The 17,568-nt window shown below is 60.0% G+C and carries 11 protein-coding genes; 3 read left to right on the top strand and 8 right to left on the bottom strand.

The annotated features are described in order from the left end of the window. Positions 1-12 precede the first annotated feature (12 nt). The 6 genes from GRAN_RS11320 to GRAN_RS11295 all read right to left on the bottom strand — a co-directional run bounded on the left by GRAN_RS11320 (position 13) and on the right by GRAN_RS11295 (position 8,960). Positions 13-3,294: a TonB-dependent receptor gene (locus GRAN_RS11320; protein WP_128913171.1), complete on the bottom strand. Its 3,282-nt coding sequence runs from the start codon at positions 3,292-3,294 to the stop codon at positions 13-15. Between the two features lie 216 nt (positions 3,295-3,510). Then, entirely contained in the window at positions 3,511-4,134 is a 624-nt protein-coding gene (locus GRAN_RS11315) for a response regulator (protein ID WP_128913170.1), read from the bottom strand. Positions 4,135-4,201: 67 nt separating this feature from the next. Continuing rightward, positions 4,202-5,467, bottom strand: coding sequence for an ATP-binding protein (locus GRAN_RS11310; protein ID WP_241654510.1), 1,266 nt, complete (start codon positions 5,465-5,467; stop codon positions 4,202-4,204). A gap of 50 nt (positions 5,468-5,517) precedes the next feature. Beyond that, positions 5,518-6,816 carry an MFS transporter gene (locus GRAN_RS11305; protein WP_128913169.1) on the bottom strand — a complete coding sequence of 433 codons (1,299 nt, stop codon included), beginning with the start codon at positions 6,814-6,816 and terminating at the stop codon, positions 5,518-5,520. 156 nt (positions 6,817-6,972) lie between these two features. Further along, the gene (locus GRAN_RS11300) at positions 6,973-7,866 is read right to left on the bottom strand and encodes a magnesium transporter CorA family protein (RefSeq protein ID WP_128913168.1); all 894 of its coding nucleotides are present in this window, start codon (positions 7,864-7,866) and stop codon (positions 6,973-6,975) included. Positions 7,867-7,919: 53 nt separating this feature from the next. After that, positions 7,920-8,960 carry a S1/P1 nuclease gene (locus GRAN_RS11295; RefSeq protein ID WP_128913167.1) on the bottom strand — a complete coding sequence of 347 codons (1,041 nt, stop codon included), beginning with the start codon at positions 8,958-8,960 and terminating at the stop codon, positions 7,920-7,922. Positions 8,961-9,147: 187 nt separating this feature from the next. Between GRAN_RS11295 and GRAN_RS11290 the strand changes: the two genes are divergently transcribed. Both GRAN_RS11290 and GRAN_RS11285 read left to right on the top strand, forming a co-directional pair. Then, positions 9,148-10,305, top strand: a complete 1,158-nt coding sequence (locus tag GRAN_RS11290) for a lactonase family protein (RefSeq protein WP_128913166.1) — start codon at positions 9,148-9,150, stop codon at positions 10,303-10,305. Positions 10,306-10,569: 264 nt separating this feature from the next. Beyond that, entirely contained in the window at positions 10,570-11,712 is a 1,143-nt protein-coding gene (locus GRAN_RS11285; RefSeq protein WP_128913165.1) for a lactonase family protein, read from the top strand. A 461-nt stretch (positions 11,713-12,173) separates the two neighbouring features. Here the strand turns inward: GRAN_RS11285 and GRAN_RS11280 are convergent, their stop codons facing one another. Further along, on the bottom strand, positions 12,174-13,841 hold the full coding sequence (locus GRAN_RS11280; RefSeq protein WP_161570940.1) for a carboxypeptidase-like regulatory domain-containing protein: 1,668 nt from the start codon (positions 13,839-13,841) through the stop codon (positions 12,174-12,176). A 208-nt stretch (positions 13,842-14,049) separates the two neighbouring features. Beyond that, positions 14,050-15,804 (bottom strand): GWxTD domain-containing protein, encoded by a 1,755-nt coding sequence (locus tag GRAN_RS11275; protein ID WP_128913163.1) that lies wholly within the window; start codon positions 15,802-15,804, stop codon positions 14,050-14,052. A 293-nt stretch (positions 15,805-16,097) separates the two neighbouring features. Here GRAN_RS11275 and GRAN_RS11270 point away from each other — a divergent pair, with 293 nt between their 5' ends. After that, positions 16,098-17,486 (top strand): efflux RND transporter periplasmic adaptor subunit, encoded by a 1,389-nt coding sequence (locus tag GRAN_RS11270; RefSeq protein WP_128913162.1) that lies wholly within the window; start codon positions 16,098-16,100, stop codon positions 17,484-17,486. Positions 17,487-17,568: the final 82 nt, after the last annotated feature.

The raw sequence follows: 17,568 nt of genomic DNA, 5'->3' as shown, positions 1-17,568 counted from the left end.
TGATGCAACTCGTTAGAAGTTGATCTTGCCCGCGAGTTGCAGGATACGGGGATCGCCGAGACCGCTCTGCGTTCCCGTCACCTCGCCGAAAGTGGAACCGGTGAAGTTGAACACGCCGTTGGTGGCCGTGGGCAACGTGACGTTTCCGGGATTTGCAAGATTCGCGTGGTTGAAAACGTTGAACGCTTCGCCGCGCAGCTGGATCTTTACGCTCTCAAAGACCGGGAAGTCTTTGAACACCGAGAGGCTGACGTTTGCCGCTCCGGGTCCACGCTGATCGTTGCGGTGAGAGTTGCCAAAGGTGTACTGCGCCGGAAGCGAGTAAGCCGTGGTGTCGATGCAGGAAGTCTTGGCAATGTACTGCGCCTTGCCACACGTAAAGACGGGTGCGTGAACATAGTTGGGACGCTGAGTACCGATACCGCCGACGTTCGCCTGGTCGTTGGTGATCCCGACGTTGAAGGGCTGACCGCCCTGGATCGTCACGATCGTGTTGGCATGCCATCCACCAGCCAGCGTGTCCGTGAGATGACCGAACCTGGCCAGCGTCGGCATCGCATAGGTCGCTGCACCGACGAAGCGGTTCCGGATATCCCAGTTGGCATTTCCATAGTCCGCCTTCAGGTTGTACTGGATCATCGGGGTGCCCCCGCCGTTCGCGTCGTTTGACGTGTCCAGCGTGTGCGCCCACGTGTAACCAAGATTCATATCAAGACCGTGCCATGTGCGCTGACGATAGACGACGGTGAGACCGTGGTAAGTTCCCAGGCCGTCGTTCTGAATCTGGCGAATTTGGCCGAACAACTGGTAGGGGCGACGCGGGTTGACCGAACCGGCACCCGGCAGCGGCTGGTTCGGATAGAGGGAGTGATCGAGGTGGATCGAATGCGAACCAAGATACTGGAACTCGAGCGCGTTTCCACGGCCCAGGTCGACGCCCGTATCAAGGTTCCACTGGTACAGGCGCGGCGTCGGCAGATAGTAGTTATCCGTAAACGCGGTCTGGTAGCTTCCCGGAGTACCGGCAACCGCGGAAGCCGATCCGCTTCCACCCCCGGAAGGATTGCTGAAGCTCTGCGTGGCAATCCCGCTCGTCGGTCCGCTGTAGGTCGTCGATGCAGCGAAGGGATAGTTGCTCGAGGAGAGCGTGTACGCGTTCAGGTGGTTCGGGTTGTAGTAGATGCCGCCGCCCGAGCGAACGACGATCTTGTCGGTCGCTCGATAGGCAAGGCCGAGGCGCGGGGAGACAAGATCATGATTCGGCCCATTGAATTTGAAGCCCTTCACCGGCGTATAAGCCGCACCGGTGGTCGCCGAACTCGTCGGGATCAGCGCGGTGTAGTCGCTGTTGAGAATGCGACCGATGCCGTTCAGGCTGTAGGGCACCGTCGGCAGTTCGTAACGCACGCCATACAGCACCGTGAGCTTTTGGGAAACCTGCCAGTTATCCTGCACGAAGAAGCCATCGCGCCACTCCGCGATCGACGCCTTGATCTGGAACAGCGGCGTAATAACCGTCTGCGAGTAACCCGTCAGGAAGTCAGCGGCGGCATTTCCGGAGTAGTTTCCTGTGAAGCTGAATTGACCACGGTTCTGGTTGGTCGCGGCGCGTCCGATCGTCATGCGCCGGATGTCGGCACCCGCCATGAAGTTATGCCTGCCCCTTGTGTAGCTGATCTGGTCATAACCATGAAGCGTGCGGTCATCCTGGAACCAATTGGTACCTTCTGCTCCAAGACCCTGATACCCGCCGCTGATTGCGATCGTCGGAATACCCGGGTTACCGTTCGCGGTATCCGCGACGAAGCCCGGGATGCCTAGCTTCGTGCCTGCGTCGAGAAGACCATTCTGGGCGAAGTAGTTCAACTGGTTTGATGTGAATTTGTTGTAGCCAAACCGAAGATCGTTAATCAGGTTGGGCTTGATGATGTGCGTATAACCGATGACCGCATTTGAGTCCGTCGTCGGAGAGAAGCTCTGCGAGGTCGCAACGATCGCGCCGTTGACCGCGTTGCTCTTCTCATACGTGTAGCGGGCAAACAACCGGACCTTCTCTCCAAGGTTGTAATCGACGCGATCGAGCGTCGCATTCTTGTTGAAGACGCTCGCAATGTTCTCGTTGAAGTTCGTGCCCACGCCTGCAAGGTTGGGGTGAGGATAGTAGGCGAGCAATGCCGTCGCGATCGGCGAGATGTTCGTCACCTGGTTGTTCGCATAGTTCACGCCTGTTGCCGGGTTCTTCAACTGGATACCGGCACCAGCAGCGCAGGTGCCTCCTACAAAGGAGGTGCAGAGGGCCGAGAAATCACCCGTACGCATGGAGTCCGTGATGAGCTGACCGGTCGAGTTGGCTTGAGAGATGCGGCGTGTGCCCTCATACGACCCCATGAAGAACGCCTTGTCGCGTCCGTTGAAAACGTGCGGAATCACGATCGGTCCGCCCACCTCGGCACCGAACTGGTTAAACCGAAGCACTGGCGTGCGCGACGTCGAGAGAGCCGTAAACGGCTTCGCATTGAAAAAATCGTTCTGCACGTAGTCATACACGGTTCCGTGCAGCTTGTTCGTACCCGACTTGGTGTCCACGTTGATGTGGACGCCCATGTACGCGCCATACTGCGCAGTGTAGTTTCCGTTCTGCGTCTGCACCGCTGCAACTGCATCGGGGTTCGGCGTGACGGGCGACGAGGAGATCAGCGAGTTCATGATCGTGATACCGTCGAGCGTCAGCGAGTTCGTCACTTCGCGCGTACCGGCGCCGATGAAGTTCGCGCCCGGCGGAACGCCCGTGTAGGAGGTCTTCGGTCCGACGATGATGTTCGACGCGGTCGCCGCGAGTTCCATCACGCGGCGCGTGTTCATGGGAAGATTCTCCACCGTCTTCGCGCTCAGCGTCTCGCCGATGACGGCATCGTCAGTCGAAAGCGCTGGCGTCTCAGCCGAGACCGTCACCGTATCCGTGGCCGAGCCGACCGTGACCGCAACGTCGGTACGAACCGACAGGTTCAGCGTGACGACCACGCCGGAGGTAGTCACCTTGCGGAAGCCATCCTTGTCGACGACCACGTCATATGTGCCCGGGTTGATGAAGGGAATCGAGTAGTATCCTTCCGCGTTTGTGGTCGCAGGATACTCAACCTTCGTCTCACGATTGATACCGATCACCTTCGCCCCGGCAACGACGGCCCCGGAAGGATCTGTAACCGTACCGACAAGCGATGTGTTGTTCGCGACCTGAGCGTGCCCGGCGAATGCGGACAACAGCATGAGGCAACAGAGGATGATCTTCTTCATAGCGGTGGACTCCTGATGACCTCGGCTCGGGGGCCGGGATAAATAGAACAGGTGCTCTGAAATGCCTTTTCACCGGAAAATAAAATCCGGGTGATCAGCTAGTAGTCTTTGTATGGCAAGAATGATCTCATAGGAACACGTCAGCGCTGACGTGTCATGAGTCAAGCGCCACAGATGTGCCTAGGTCAAAAAGCCTATATCGGGAACGTCTTCTGGTCAGTCAAAGTGGACTAACCCACGCTGCAGCGCGTAGATAGTCGCCTGCGTGCGGTCCCGGGCACCCATCTTGTCCAGAACCGACGACACGTGAATCCGTACGGTCTTTTCCGCAATCCGTAGCTGCTCCGCGATCTCCCGGTTCGAGCGCCCCTGCGTGATGCACACCAGCACTTCACTCTCGCGTGGAGTCAGTTCCACCGCCGGCATGCGCTCCGCCAGCCTGTCCAGCGCAATCCTCGGAAGATAGCGGAGGTCGCGGTCCACGTTCTGGATCGCGTTGATCAGCTCTTCTCCGCTTGCATCCTTCGTCAGGTACGCCATCGCTCCAGAGCGCACCGCGCGGTAGATGTCCTCCGACCCGTGGTAGTTCGAAAGCACCACGATCCGCGCCGGTGTTGGAGCCTTCCGCAGAATCGAGATCACATCGAACCCGCTGACACGCGGAAGCCTGAGGTCCAGCACCACCACATCCGGCTTCAGCGTTCGGTAGAGCTCAATGCCCTGCTCTCCATCCGAAGCCTCACCGACGATGCGTATCTGTGCATGTCCCGCAAGCACTGACTGCAGCGCCATGCGCGCAAGAAAGTGATCCTCGATGAGGAGGACACGTATCTGCTTCATCGACATGGCTGCACCATGAACACATTGTTACATGGAGATTCGCGTCCCTGTCTCATCGAACAACAACCTACACGCCGATCCACGGCACAATGTAGTGCTGCTGATTCGGTGGCAGGTTGATCGTCTGGAAACTCACCGTCACCGCGACCTCCGTACCCAGCTCCGCTGAGCTCGCAAGCCTCAGCGATCCGCCCAGCTTGCGTGCTCTCTCTTCCATCACCGGGATTCCGAAGTGTCCAGCCCGCGTCGCCGGATCGGACAACTGAAATCCCCTCCCGTTATCCCGGATCGAAAGGCTCAGCGCATCGCTCTCATACGTCAGGTTGATCCGTATCCGCGAAGCCTCCGCATGCCGAATCGCATTCGTCACCGCCTCCTGCCCGATGCACACCAGGTGGTGCACCGCCCCCGGCGCAATCGGAATCTCATTCCCTTCCACGTCGAACGTCGTCTCCACACTGTCCCGCAGACGATGCGCCTCGATCGCTCTCCCAAGCGCCTGCGAGAGAATATTCGTCAGCTCATCCGAGTCCCGCAGATCCCAGATAATCCGTCGCGCCTCCGCCTGGCAGTGCGATACCATGCTCCGCGCCAGTTCGCACGATTGCGCCGCCGGCGTCAGTGCGGCATCCCCATCCTTGAACAGTTTCGCCGTCGCCTCGAGCTGCCACGAGATCGCCGCGAACCCAGCCATCAACGTATCGTGGCAATCGCTCGCAATCCGGTTCCGCTCCTCGAGCACCATCCCCATCTGCCCCTTCAGCAACTGGTCCCTCTGGCTCAGCAACTGCGCCGCCAGCGCGATCAGCCCGAACAGAAGCATCAGGTAGAAGTACCACGTCTGGTAGAAGAAGGGCCTCTGTTTCACCAGCAGCAGAGCCACCTCGGATGGCCACGGCTGGCCCGGCGTTCTCGCCTGCACCTCGAAGCGGTAGTCCCCCGGTGTCAGCTTCCGATAGTGCGCGACCCGGCTCATCGTCGCCGTCCAGTCCGCGTCATAATCGTCCAGCCGGTAACGAAATTCGACCGGCAACTCCGGTGCCCCCCTCGCATCGAAGAACAGAATGATCTCCGGATGCCCAGGGTCAAGAGACACCTGCTCTCCCTGCCGTATGGCCGATTGATCCAGCTCGCTACCGAAAGACCATCCCCGAATGAATGCCTTCGGCGCGTCCTGCGGCGTCTCGCCTGACCGCACTTGCGGGGTCGTATCCGCGGCAGCAGCCGGCACACTCGTATAGGGCAGAGGCGCAATCTGACCCGTCATCCTCAACGGGACGAAGCTGCACACCAGCAGCAGAAGAAGCGGCAGAACCCTGACAATGCGGGACACTGCCTCTAAGGCATCACACTTCGACCACCTTTAGCAAGGACAAACGCGCCTTAAACCTCGAGCGCCCGCTCCGGATGCACCACCAGCCAGCACAGAGCTCCGATCAGCGCAAACGTAGCTGCCACTGCGAACGACGTCGTCCACCCGAACCTCTGCGCGATCCAGGGCGTCAGCGAAGCCGTAATCGCCCCGCCAATCTGCCCGCCCATGTTCACCAGCGAGGAGAACACACCCGAGTTCCGCCCCGCGATGTCCACCGACACCGACCAGAACGAGCTCGATGAAACATACAGCGTCCCCGCCCCGCCCGCCAGGATGATCCCCGCCCACTGCGGGCTATGAACCTGCGACCCAAGCACCAGAAAAACTGCCGTTAGCACAAGCGAAACTGAAGCCAGGTAGCACCGGCCCACCCGCAGCCCATACATCTTCGTCAGCCTGTCCGACAGCGCTCCACCAACCAGGCTGAAGATCGTCATGCAGAGAAACGGCAGCATCGCATACCGCGCGCTCTCCTTCATGTTGAATCCGCGAACCTGTGCCATGTAAAGAAAGAACCAGCTAAAGAACACCCACGCGATGTACCCGAAGCTGAAGTACCCTGCCATCAAAGCCGCAAGGTCAACTCTCCGGAAGATCGCCTTCCACGAGATCTCAGTGCTGGCCCCCTTAGGCGCCCCGGCTGAAGCGTTAGCCGAGTACAGCGTCAGCCCCGCGCGAATCTCGTTCAACTCCGCTCGCGAGACTCCGGGATGGTCCTCCGGGGTATCCCGCGCGAACACCCACCACACCGCGCCCGCCACAAACCCGATCACCGCGCTGAACCAGAACGCCGCCCGCCATCCATGCTGAATGATGATCCACGTCAGCAACGGAGGCGTCAGTCCGCTCCCCGCCCCTACGCCCGCGAAGATCAACCCATTGAAGAACCCGCGCTCCTGCTGCGGAACCCATCGCGCCACGAACTGGTTCGCCGCCGGATACACCACGGCTTCACCCGCGCCCAGTGCAAACCGCACCGCGATCAGCAAAATAAGCGCATGCGGAATATTCGTCGGCAGAATCGCCGTAAACGCCGTCGCGATGCCCCACCACAACACCCCGAGCGTCAACACCCGCCGCGGCCCGAACTTCGCCGCAAGCACACCCGCCGGAAGCTGAAATCCCGCATACCCAATCAGGAACGCCGAAAAGATCCAGCCAAGCCTCTGGTTGCCAAGCCCGTAGTCACGGCTGATCTGAAGCCCTGCAATCGAAATATTCGTGCGGTCGAGGAAAGCAACTCCGCTCAGCACAAAAAGCCAGAAGCCCAGAAAAAACCGGACCCGGGAACGACGAACGACGGTCATGCGCCGTCTCCTGTTCTTCAACATAGTGTTGCAATAAGTGCGCTTTGTTGCACTCTACTGCATCACCCAGCCCCTTGGCTTCCAGGCCATAGGGCATTTGTCCCAACAACGAAATCGATTTTGTCTCCACAAAGGCAAAGCAAGGCCAAAAAATATCTAGAACCACTTCCGGCTCCGCAGAAGCACAAGTAGCCCCACCGTACACGCCACCGTTACCCCCGCGACATAAGCAAACCCATGCGCCGACTCCTCGAACGGCAGCCCCTTCACATTCATCCCATAGATCCCGCTGATCGCAATCGCCGGCAGCGCGATCGTGCCCAGCACCGTCAGCACCTTCATCACCTCGTTCGTCCGGTTCGCCACCGACGAGAGATAGATATCCAGCGCATTGTTCACCAGGTCCCGCTGCGTCTCCACCGCGTCCAGCAGCCGAACCAGGTGGTCATACACATCCCGCACAAACGGCTGGTGGTCCGCGTCGATGATCGACTGCGGATCCCGCTGCAGGTGCAGCGTCGCATCCCGCGTAGCCACAAGCACCCGCCGCAGATCGATCAGTTGTCGCTTGATCGCAAACACATCCTGCAGGGTCTTCGGCTCCGGCTCCGCGACCACCTTATCCTCAAGCTCATCGATCCGGTCGTCATAGAAGTCGATCGCCGGAAAATAGAGATCCACCACCGTATCCACGATCAGGTAAAGCAGCCGCGCCGGCTTCTCATCCGCCCCTTCCCGCCGAGCCCTCTCGAGCGCCTCCGCGGTCGTCGGACAAGTCGGATCGGCAATCGTAATAAAGAACGGTTCCCCTTCATGCGCCCCCGCGAAAAGATCGATCGTCGAGAACGAAACCGGCTCTTTCCCATCCTCACCCGACGGCGACAACCGCACCGGCTTCAACACGGCGAACGTATACGTCGCCGTCTGATCCACCTTCACCCGCTCATCGCTCGACCGCGCATCCTCAAGGTGCAGCGGATGCAGCTTGTACTTCTCCGCCAACTCATTCAACTTCGGATCATCCGCGGAACTCAGCTCATACCAGGGCATCGGCCCTTTCTACCACAAGCCCATGTATCGCCTTCTACTCCCTCTTCCCTGCCCTACTTGAGGTTCTCGTTGAGCAGCTTCGCCAGGCGAGCTCCCGCAAGAGCCACGCGGTCCTTCGCATCCGCCAGGGAGCCCGCATAGTAGGCAGTAGTAATCGCGTAGCTCGAAGTGCCGTCGGTCGGCTTGATCCCCGTCCCGATAGGGGCCGCGTAGGCGTCCTTTTCCGCGACAGCAAGGGAATCAGCCGCCCACGAAGCGGGATCGGTATCGGCAAGCCGGGCATCGCCCTTGGTCAGCAGATGAGGCAGACGCACAGCGAAAGCCGCCCCGGGCTTCAAACCGTTCTGCGCCGAGCAGGAACCGGGAAGGTCATCCCAGAAGGCATGCAGTTCCGTCGGCGCGAACGTAGAGGGAGAACACTCGAACTTGAGCTTCTGCGCAGCCGTGAGCTTGATCTTGACGTCGTTGCCCCCCAGGTCGCCGCTCCCCGCGTTATACCGGACAGACGCGTGCAGAGGCTGGTGGATATCGCCGACAAGATGCTCCAGCCAAGCGAGGTCGTACGCCTTCAGAAGATCATCTTCCGTGGAAGCGATGAACTCGCGCAGCGCCAGGATCTGGGTCACGGCATTGGGAACCGGCGTCGCGGGAACGGCGCCGCCATCATCGGAAAAAGCGGTATCGATGAAGTGCCAGTACCCGTGGCTCTGCGGGTCGCTGAACCCAAGGTGAACATCGACCGTGACGCCTGGAGGTGGTGTGTCGGAGTCGACGAGCCCTTCGTGCTTGAGGCTGTCAGCCCAGGTCGCCGCCCGCATAAAGAGGTAGCGATTCTTCTGGTCGGCGGTCAAGCCCGTTGGAAGCTGGCTCACCCAGATCGCGTACCCCGGGATGGTGGCCGTAGCCGTCGTAATCGGGGGAACCTGTTGCAGCAGGGCCATCACCCGCTTCTTCGTGGCGGGAGTCATCTGCTGCCAGGCCAGGTAGGCGATCGCTTCGTGCCCCGTATTCCCCCATGCGAGGGCTGGACGCGGTAACGAGACGAGCATGATCAGCAGGAAGGCGAGAAGGGATCTACGAAAGCTTGCACGCATGAACGTTCACCGTGGCAATACTCTACTGCCGCACAACGGCTGGCACCATCGAAATTCCAGTAAAGATTCTGCTCGGCGAATCCCGCGGACCCGCCTTCGCTGTAGGCCAATTGCCCATGGACACCCCCAACTCCCCAAGCGACAATGACTCACCTGATCAAGCCTGCAAACGAGGTACCTTCAATACATGCTGACTCGCCGCACCGTCCTTCGCTCGCTCCCCGCCGTAGCCGCCCTCCCGCATGCCATCTATGGCCACGCTGCGGCATCCAAGTCTTCTATGCGTCTCCTCATCGGAACCGGCACGGGACAAAAGAGCACCAGCAAAGGCATCTACGCTGCGGACTGGAATCCCGCCACTGGTGAGGTTGGTGAGATCACCCTCGTCGCCGAAGCCGACAGCCCCACCTGGCTCGCCCTCAGCCCCAAGGCGCCGCACGTCTACACCGTAGCCGAATCCCATGCGTCCATGGTCTTCGCCTACGACATCAAGCACGATGCAAAGGGAGCCATCACCCTTACCCGCATCAACGACCAGTCCTCCAGGGGAGGCGGCCCCACCCACATCTCCGTCAACCACGACGGTAAGAGCGCCTTCGTCGCCAACTATGGCGGAGGCAGCCTCACCTCCTACAAAATTCTCCCCGACGGCTCACTCTCCGAGCCCGTCTCCCACTTCCAGACCACGCCCGTCGACGACGCACCCGAGCACGCCAAGCCGCACATCCACGAGTCCACCCCGACCCCCGACGGCCGCCATCTCCTCGTCAACGACCTCGGCTCCGACCGCATCTGGATCTACACCATCGATCCCGACACCGCCGTCCTCACCCCCGCAACCCAGCCCTTTTGGCAGGGTCGCAACAAGTCCGGCCCACGCCACATGACCTTCCACCCCAACAACCGTTGGGTCTACAGTGTCAACGAACTCGACTCCACCATCGACCATCTCCTCTGGGACGCCAAGGCCGGAACCCTCACCACCATCGGCAACTTCGTCTCCACCCTCAACCCGGACTTCCCCAGGAACACCGCCTTCGCCTCCGAGGTCCTCACCTCACCCGACGGCCGTTTCGTCTACGCCGGCAACCGCCGCGACGAAACCATAGCCATGTTCACGGTCGACCCCAAATCCGGAGACATCACTCTCGCCCAGGTCATCGCCCACGGCGGAGTCACCGCCCGCCACGTCACCCTCGACCCCTCCGGCAAATTCCTCCTCGTAGCCTGCCAGGACTCCGGAGCCGTAGTCGTCATGGGCCGCGACACCGCCACCGGCAAACTCTCCAATCCCCTCCACACCTACCCCCTCGGCAGCCCCCAATGCCTGGTCTTCACCACCTAGAGCCTCGGTGCTCCTTTCTCCAGTTTTGCCCTTGCTTTTTGGTTGTCATTCCCGAAGGCAATCTGCGTTTGTAGTTGTCTTTGCCTTCATCACCCAGCTCAGACGCCGGGTGCCCCATCTTCGCCGACAGCCTCACCGTCGGCTAAGGTGGGAGACCCAAACCGCCGAACAGCCAGTTCCCAAAGAACCCTAGGCCATAAGCCATATTCCAATCTGTGCAACGAAAGCTACAATCGTACCCACAACACCCCGAGGAGCCGCCTCATGAGCCCGAACCCCACCTGGACGCGCCGTAACTTCGTATCCAACCTCGGCCTCACCGGCGCAGCGGCAGCACTAGCCCCTCATCTCTCCGCCTCTGTCGCGCGACCAGTAGGGCCGGCCAAAGCAGCCCCCACCCTCACCTTCGTCGGGTCCGAGCAGGACAACATCCAGACCTTCGTCGTCGATGACGGCAATTCGCGGCCGGCACCGCGGCGCGCCATCCCCGCGACAGCCCCCCGCGCCCTCATCACCCACCCCACCCTGCCGATCCTCTACGTCGCCCACGGGATCGGGATCCACGACAATCTCCCCCGAGGCAGCGTCTCAGCCTACGCCGTCAAAGCGAACGGCCAACACACCCTGCTAAGCCACGAGGCCCTCGCCCTCTCGGCCACGAATCCAACCCACCTCGCCATCTCACCGGACGGATGCACCCTTCTCGCAACCTCGCCCTCCGGAGGCTCTTACAACTTCTTCTCCCTTGCAAGCGACGGCCGCATCCAGCCAACACCCTATCCGCTGAAGCAGACGGGATCGGGCCCTCATCCCCTGCAAGCCAGCGCAAGCCCCCACTCCGCCGTCTTCGCTCCATCCGGCGCTGCCTACGCTACCGATCTCGGAGCCGACCGCCTCAACCACATCGCCTTCCGCGAAGGAATCCCCACCATCGCCAGCCGTCTCTCCTTCGACCCCGGCAGCGGCCCCGCCCATCTCGCCATCCACCCATCGGGCAAGTTCCTGGTCGTCGCCAGCATCCTTCGCCCTGGCCTCACGGTCATCCCCATCGACGCCACGACCGGCCAACTGGAGACGCCCCTCCATCACCTGGCGATCGAATCCCAAACGCTCGGCCCCATATCCTTCAGCCCCAGCGGTGACCGCTTCCACGTCGTCACCAGCACCGGGCACGTCACCCTTTCGACCTTCCGCTTCTCCCGGGCCACGGGTAGGCTGAAGCCGCTCGACGCAACGATCTTCTCAACCTCTCGGCCCACTCAAATGAGCCTCGCCGGAGATCAGATGTACGCCGTATCGCGATCCGCGACTCTCTGCTTCGACGTGAAGACAGGCGGAAGCATACGCGACATTCAGACTGGAAAACAGGCCCTAAGCATCGCCTCGATGCCACTCCGCCGCGCATAGGCCAAGTCCCCCGTCGCTACCGTGCGGTTTTGTCGTACCGGCCCCCCGCCGTTGCCGCTGTCGTCGCAGTTGCCCTTGTCTCGCTGGTTGTCATTCCCGAAGGGAATCTGCGTCTGCGGTGCCCGTCCCCACACTAAGCCCGAACAGAACGCGATAAAGCTCCCTCCCGCGCACCCGCAAATTCTTGTCAAGCCCCCAAATGGCCTAACTCATTCATTTCAAAGCGAAAAGTCGGTGTCCTTTTAGTTTCGGTCGATCTCATACAATAGAAGGAGTGAGGAAAAAATCGAATAGAAAGCTACAGCGCCGCAAGGATCCCACTGATCGGGAGCCCGGCTAAGTCGTTTATTTACTAATATTTAGCCGTAAGTTGCTTGCAATGAGATATTTACAGGCCGAGCATACCTGCAAATAGAGCAAAACAAAAGACTTGAACGCGGGCTATGGGAGGGGGGTAGCGCCTAAAACGTGTAAGAAAGTCCAGCCTGAATCACCCGGGGCGACTGCGCGAGAAACACCGTCTTTCCATCCTTCGAAAGCAGGGGCTGATAGCCCTGTTCCAGAAGGTTGGTCACATCGACCACAGCGCTCAGCCCCGCGGGAAGCACTCCGTGGCAACGCAGCGGCTGAGCGAGGTAAAAGCTCAAAAAAGCCTGGTCGCTGAAAGGTGCATAGGCGTCGACCGCGGTCACCATGCTCCGAGGTTGCCAGCGATACGCTGCCCGAACCTTCGTGCCAGTGTTTGCAATTCGTCCCTTGAGCGCGATCGTCGCGCTCTCGCCCTTCTCCACTCGAAGTCCTTCGCTCGCCTGCTGCAGCGTCGAAGCGCCCGAATCTCTGGTCGAAAGCGCACTTCCCGTACTCACCGTAAACGCAGCCTCGAGACCCTGCGTCAGCGGCTCCGAAATGGTAAGTCGAACGCCGCCAGCGTCGTAAGCGCTGCTCAACAAGCGAAAGCTGTTCGTCGTCGTATCGATCAGAAGTCCCTGAACTCCAGGCCGCTGCAAATCATCGGGAGCGAGAAGCCCGGTTCCCGCGATTCCTTCATGCTGAATCGCATCATGATAGATCGCAACTTGAACCATTCCTCGCCCATCGGTCCGCGCGACAGTGAACTCCTGGTGAGTTCCACGCTCGATCGCCAGCTTTCCACCAGTCATCGACGCAACCGGAGTTTCGCCCTGCAGCGAGTCAAGCGCCTCATACGACTGCAGCTCTCGAGCTGTCGCCATCCGATATCCAGCAGACCATCCTGGAAGCGGATGAACCAGGACCCGCAGAAACGGCTGCGTCGCAACACCAACACCCGAAACCTGGATCGCCGAAAGCGAGCTTCCGTACTCCAGGTCGATCAGGTCGCCGATCTTCGTCCGCTCCGCGCTCGCCAGCCGAATCGACTGCATTCCGGCCGTTCCGCCCGTGCTCTGCATCTCTGGATGAGTCTGGATATTGATCACGGTTCTCGCTGCACCCGCGAATCCGATCTTCCGCTCATACCCAGCATCGAAGTCCGCGCTCGGAGCACGTCCCGGCAAACTCAGATCGCTTCCCAGATCCCCACGAATGACAACGTCCGATCCATCCTCGAATGCCGTATCGAACGACAGCTTGTGGTGAACTCCACCCAGTCCGAACCCGCCGTCTCCGCTCGTCACCGCAGCCGTCGCATGCTGAACAGGCTTCGAAGCCTCTGTCGCGCTCGACGACACGACCACCATCTCTCCGTCTTCCACCATACGGAGAATTGGCCGATTCGCCGCCGACCGCAGCGTCCAGCGCCAGTCGTCGCTCGGCTCATCCGCGCGCCGTCTCTCCGCTGGAAGCCACGCAGACGACTGGAACATCGTACTCAGCGTCAGATCCACAACCGCGCGAGCACCACTCGGAAGCCGCAGATGTGCCCGCACCGCAGGCGAGAACAGAGCCGCGGTCGCTTTCACCTGGTAATTACCCGGAATGAGGTTCTCTACCCGGTAATGCCCACCCAGATCCGTATACGCAGTTCCCACCAGCACAGCATTGGCACTCAGGATCTGCACCAAAGCACCCATCTGAGCCACACCCTGCGTATCCCTCACCACGCCAGAAACGGTAGCATCTGGAGCCGCAGCCCAACCTGCGGATGCCATTCCGAGCATGAGCGCCGCAACAACGAGTTCTACCCGGAATCTATACACAGTCGTAAGGTCGTCCCGTCAGGTCGTCGGCCCTCTCCAGAAGCTCTCTCGGCGACCGCGTCGGGCTGCTCGATGGAGACTGTTTCCTATACCGCGGGTGCTCAATCGCATCTACCATCCACGCGAGCTTCCCGTATCCTCGTCATACTCCCAACCAATACTAATCCACAATAAACGGTGCCGACTCGGTAATCACCTGCTTCGATACCCCGTCATCCACCTTGATGCTTACCTGATACTTGCCCGGCTGCAGGCTCGCCAGCGGCATACTTTTTTCGATCGTCAACTGGTCGGCGTTCGGGCTCAGCTTATTGGTCAGCTCCTGGCTCGTCACGATCGACTTGTTCGTGGCCATGTCGGTGATCTCATAGTTGAGCGTTGCGCCGTTCTGCTTGCTCTTCTCATCGATCCCCAGGTTATAGACCTGCATCCAGAAGTTAAGACTCTGCGCGCGGTGGAACGTCACAGGAAGCGCGATCCCCGGTGGAACCCGTGGAATGATCTTGGTATCTCCAATGACAAAGTTGCCCGCACCGATATCCCGTGAAGGCACCCTCTCCATCGAACCAGCCAGAATCAGCGAAGATGAAGCAAGATGATCGTCATCGAACTTCGGAACATTCACACTCCGGCGCCAGGTTCCGATGTGATCGGGGTTGTTAACATCCTTGATCACGATGTCGACCTTATATAGCCCCGGGCGAAGCGGAATCGACTTCCAGTACACCGAAACGTCATTCTGCTTCCGCGCCAGCAACTCACTCGGAACCTGAACATTGACCGTATCCTCGAACGTCTGGATCGCCTTGTGGTTCAGGTTCGAAACTCGCCCAAGGATATTCACCGTCCCCATCGCAACGCCGTCCTTGTTGCTGAACGTGATGTTCCGGTTTTGAATCTGCAGGGTCAGCGGCACAAGCACCGTCTCGTTCGTCACGCGGACGTAGTCCGTACGAACGTCAAACAGAAACGGCGGTCCATTGAGGATCTTGCCCGTTCCCATAAAGGCTTCCAGATCCTTGAACTTGATCGCCGGAGGAGCCATCAGCTTCGCAAACCGGTCGAGACGATCAAACTGCTTGCTCTGGTTCCCCGAAGTTCCCGGTCCAGAGCCAAGCTGCTCGAGCCCACCGCCCGAGAAGCGATCCGCCTTCTTCGACTGTCCCATCTGCTCGGAAAGCGTCTGGCCCGCGCCCGGTGTGTACTTCAACGCGTCCTTCTCCGAGCGGTCAATCGTCATGTGATAGTCGCCGCACATGCACGTGTCGACAAACTCGATATCGACGTTGTCGCCAATACCCTCCAGGTAGCGATAGTGCCAAACCTCGAATGGGAACGTGGATGTATTGCCGCCGCCCTCTTCCATCGGACGCTCGTAGTTGCCGCCACTCGGGTGCGAGTCGATGCTGTCGGCCTTTCCATAAGCAATATAGATGTGCCCGCGGTCCGTACGCCAGCCCGGCTTGCCCGCGGCAAAATGCTCATCCGCGTAGGCGATCCGCTGATAGTGCTGTTCGCGAAACTCGTTCTCCGGAGAGTCAGGGTTCGGATTACGCCTCAGCCAGAAATTCTCGATGAATTGGTCGCGTTCCTCGTCGTTGCTCAGATGCTTGAACGCCTGCATCTCCTCGTCCGTGATGATCCAGCGAACGTCCTCGTTCACCCACTTCGCGTAGGGCCCCTTCAACTCGTTCCGCAGATTTTTCTGTTGTGCAAACCGCTGCTTGTCGGAGATTCGTGTCTTCAACGGATCCGGATGTTCCACCACTGCGGGACCCTTCGTCACTCCTCCGTCCGTCTTCGTCGCGTCCGCGGGAGGCGCGGCGGCATCCTGGGCACGCACAGGACTGCCTGCGACGCCGACTGCCGAAAGAAGAACGATTGCGAAGAGATGGTCACGAAGAGAGATTTTCATAGGTGAGGGCCGCGGAACTCCAGAAAGCAACTTTCATTGTAGAGGGCAGACAACCCGAAGACAAGAAGCGTGATCGACTCGGTAAATCTACCCTGCTACGATGGCGAAAACGGTATGCTGGTGTGACCGATTCCCCGAAGAAAAGAAAGCGCTCCGCAGGCGAAAGAACAAATTTCGCGCCTGTGGGAACCCTTCGCAAAGCACATGCGTACCTGCTCCTGATACCGGATCGAAAAGGCCAAGCAGGTCAACCCGTCAGGCCGAAGTAGGAGGTCTGGCTATAGAAAAGGCTTATGAACGCCAAAAAGATCATTATCCTCGTTGTCGTTGTCCTGGTTCTCGTCGGTATCGGCATTGGAACGGTTCTGCACGATCAGGCGAACGTGACCAAAGTCGCCACCGGCAAAGCCACGCGCGGTGACCTTCTCTCCATCGTCAGCGGCACCGGCCAGATCAAACCCAAGACCTACGTCAACATAGGCGCGACCGCCTTCGGCCGCATTACCCATCTCAACGTCAAGGAGGGTGACCACGTCCTCAAGGGAGCCACTCTCGCCACGGTCGAAAGTGTCCAGCCTCAGGCCACCGTCTCCGCCCAGCAGGCGACCATCGCCGCATCCCAGACCGATGTAAGCGCCAATATCGCCGCCGAGCAGACTGCGCTGGCCAACACTGCCGCCGCCAAGGCCGACCTCGAGCAGAAGCGCTTCGATTACGACCGCGCCAAAGCCCTCTACGAAGATAAGCTCATCGCTAAGCAGGATTACGACGCCAAGAAAGCCGCCGTCGACATGTCCGAAGCCACGCTCCAGCAGCGCCAAGCGGCCGAGGCCCAGGCCAAGGCCCAGACCGACTCACTCCGGGGTCACGTCAATCAGGCCGTCGCCTCCCAGCGTGCCAACTACGACGCGCTGGATAAGACCATCTCCCGAGCGCCCTTCGACGGCCTCGTAACGAACGTTCCCGTCCGCGAAGGCGAGACGATGGTCGTTGGCATCCAGAACGCCGAGGGCTCCACCCTCATGACCCTCGCCGACATGTCCGTCATCACCGCTGAGGTCAAGGTTGACGAAACTGACATCGTCAACGTTGAGCTCGGCCAAACCGCTGATGTCACAGTGGACGCCCTTCCCGGCCGCACCTTCAAGGGACATGTCACTCAGGTCGGCGATCAGGCTCTTCTTCGCACCACCGGCGTGGCAACCAGCCAATCCACCACCGGAACCGAAGAGGCCAAGGATTTCAAGGTCGTCGTTACCCTCGACGGTATCTCCAACCAGGACGACCTCCGTCCCGGCCTATCCACTACCGCCAAGATCACCACCGCCCACAAGCCGGATGCTCTCACCATCCCGATTCAGGCCCTTATCCAGCGCGATGTCGAAGGCGAAAAGGCAGCCGCGGCCAACTCCGGGAAGGCCCCCTCAAATTCCGTGAGCGCTTCGACCGCCAAGCCAAAACTCGTGCAGGGCGTCTATGTTCTCCAGGAAACCAAGGGTAAGAACCGCGTCAACTTCGTTCCCATCACGACTGGGATCACCGGAGCCACTGATATCGAAGTCCTCAGCGGCCTCAAGCCAGGAGATGAGATCGTCACCGGCCGCTACAAGGTTCTCCGCGCTCTAAAGAGCGGCAGCGTCGTCAAACGAGACAACACACCGGAAGCGGTCACCACGCAATAGGAACCGAAGCGCGGGCCGAACGACTCTAACGGGTAGCGATTCCCAACTGAACTCTCAATCACTCCCCGACCAACGCAACAGA

Source organism: Granulicella sibirica (assembly GCF_004115155.1).
In the GTDB taxonomy this organism is placed as follows: domain Bacteria; phylum Acidobacteriota; class Terriglobia; order Terriglobales; family Acidobacteriaceae; genus Edaphobacter; species Edaphobacter sibiricus.
The sequence above is the reverse complement of the archived record's forward strand: the minus strand, read 5'-3'. Positions and strand labels throughout refer to the sequence as shown.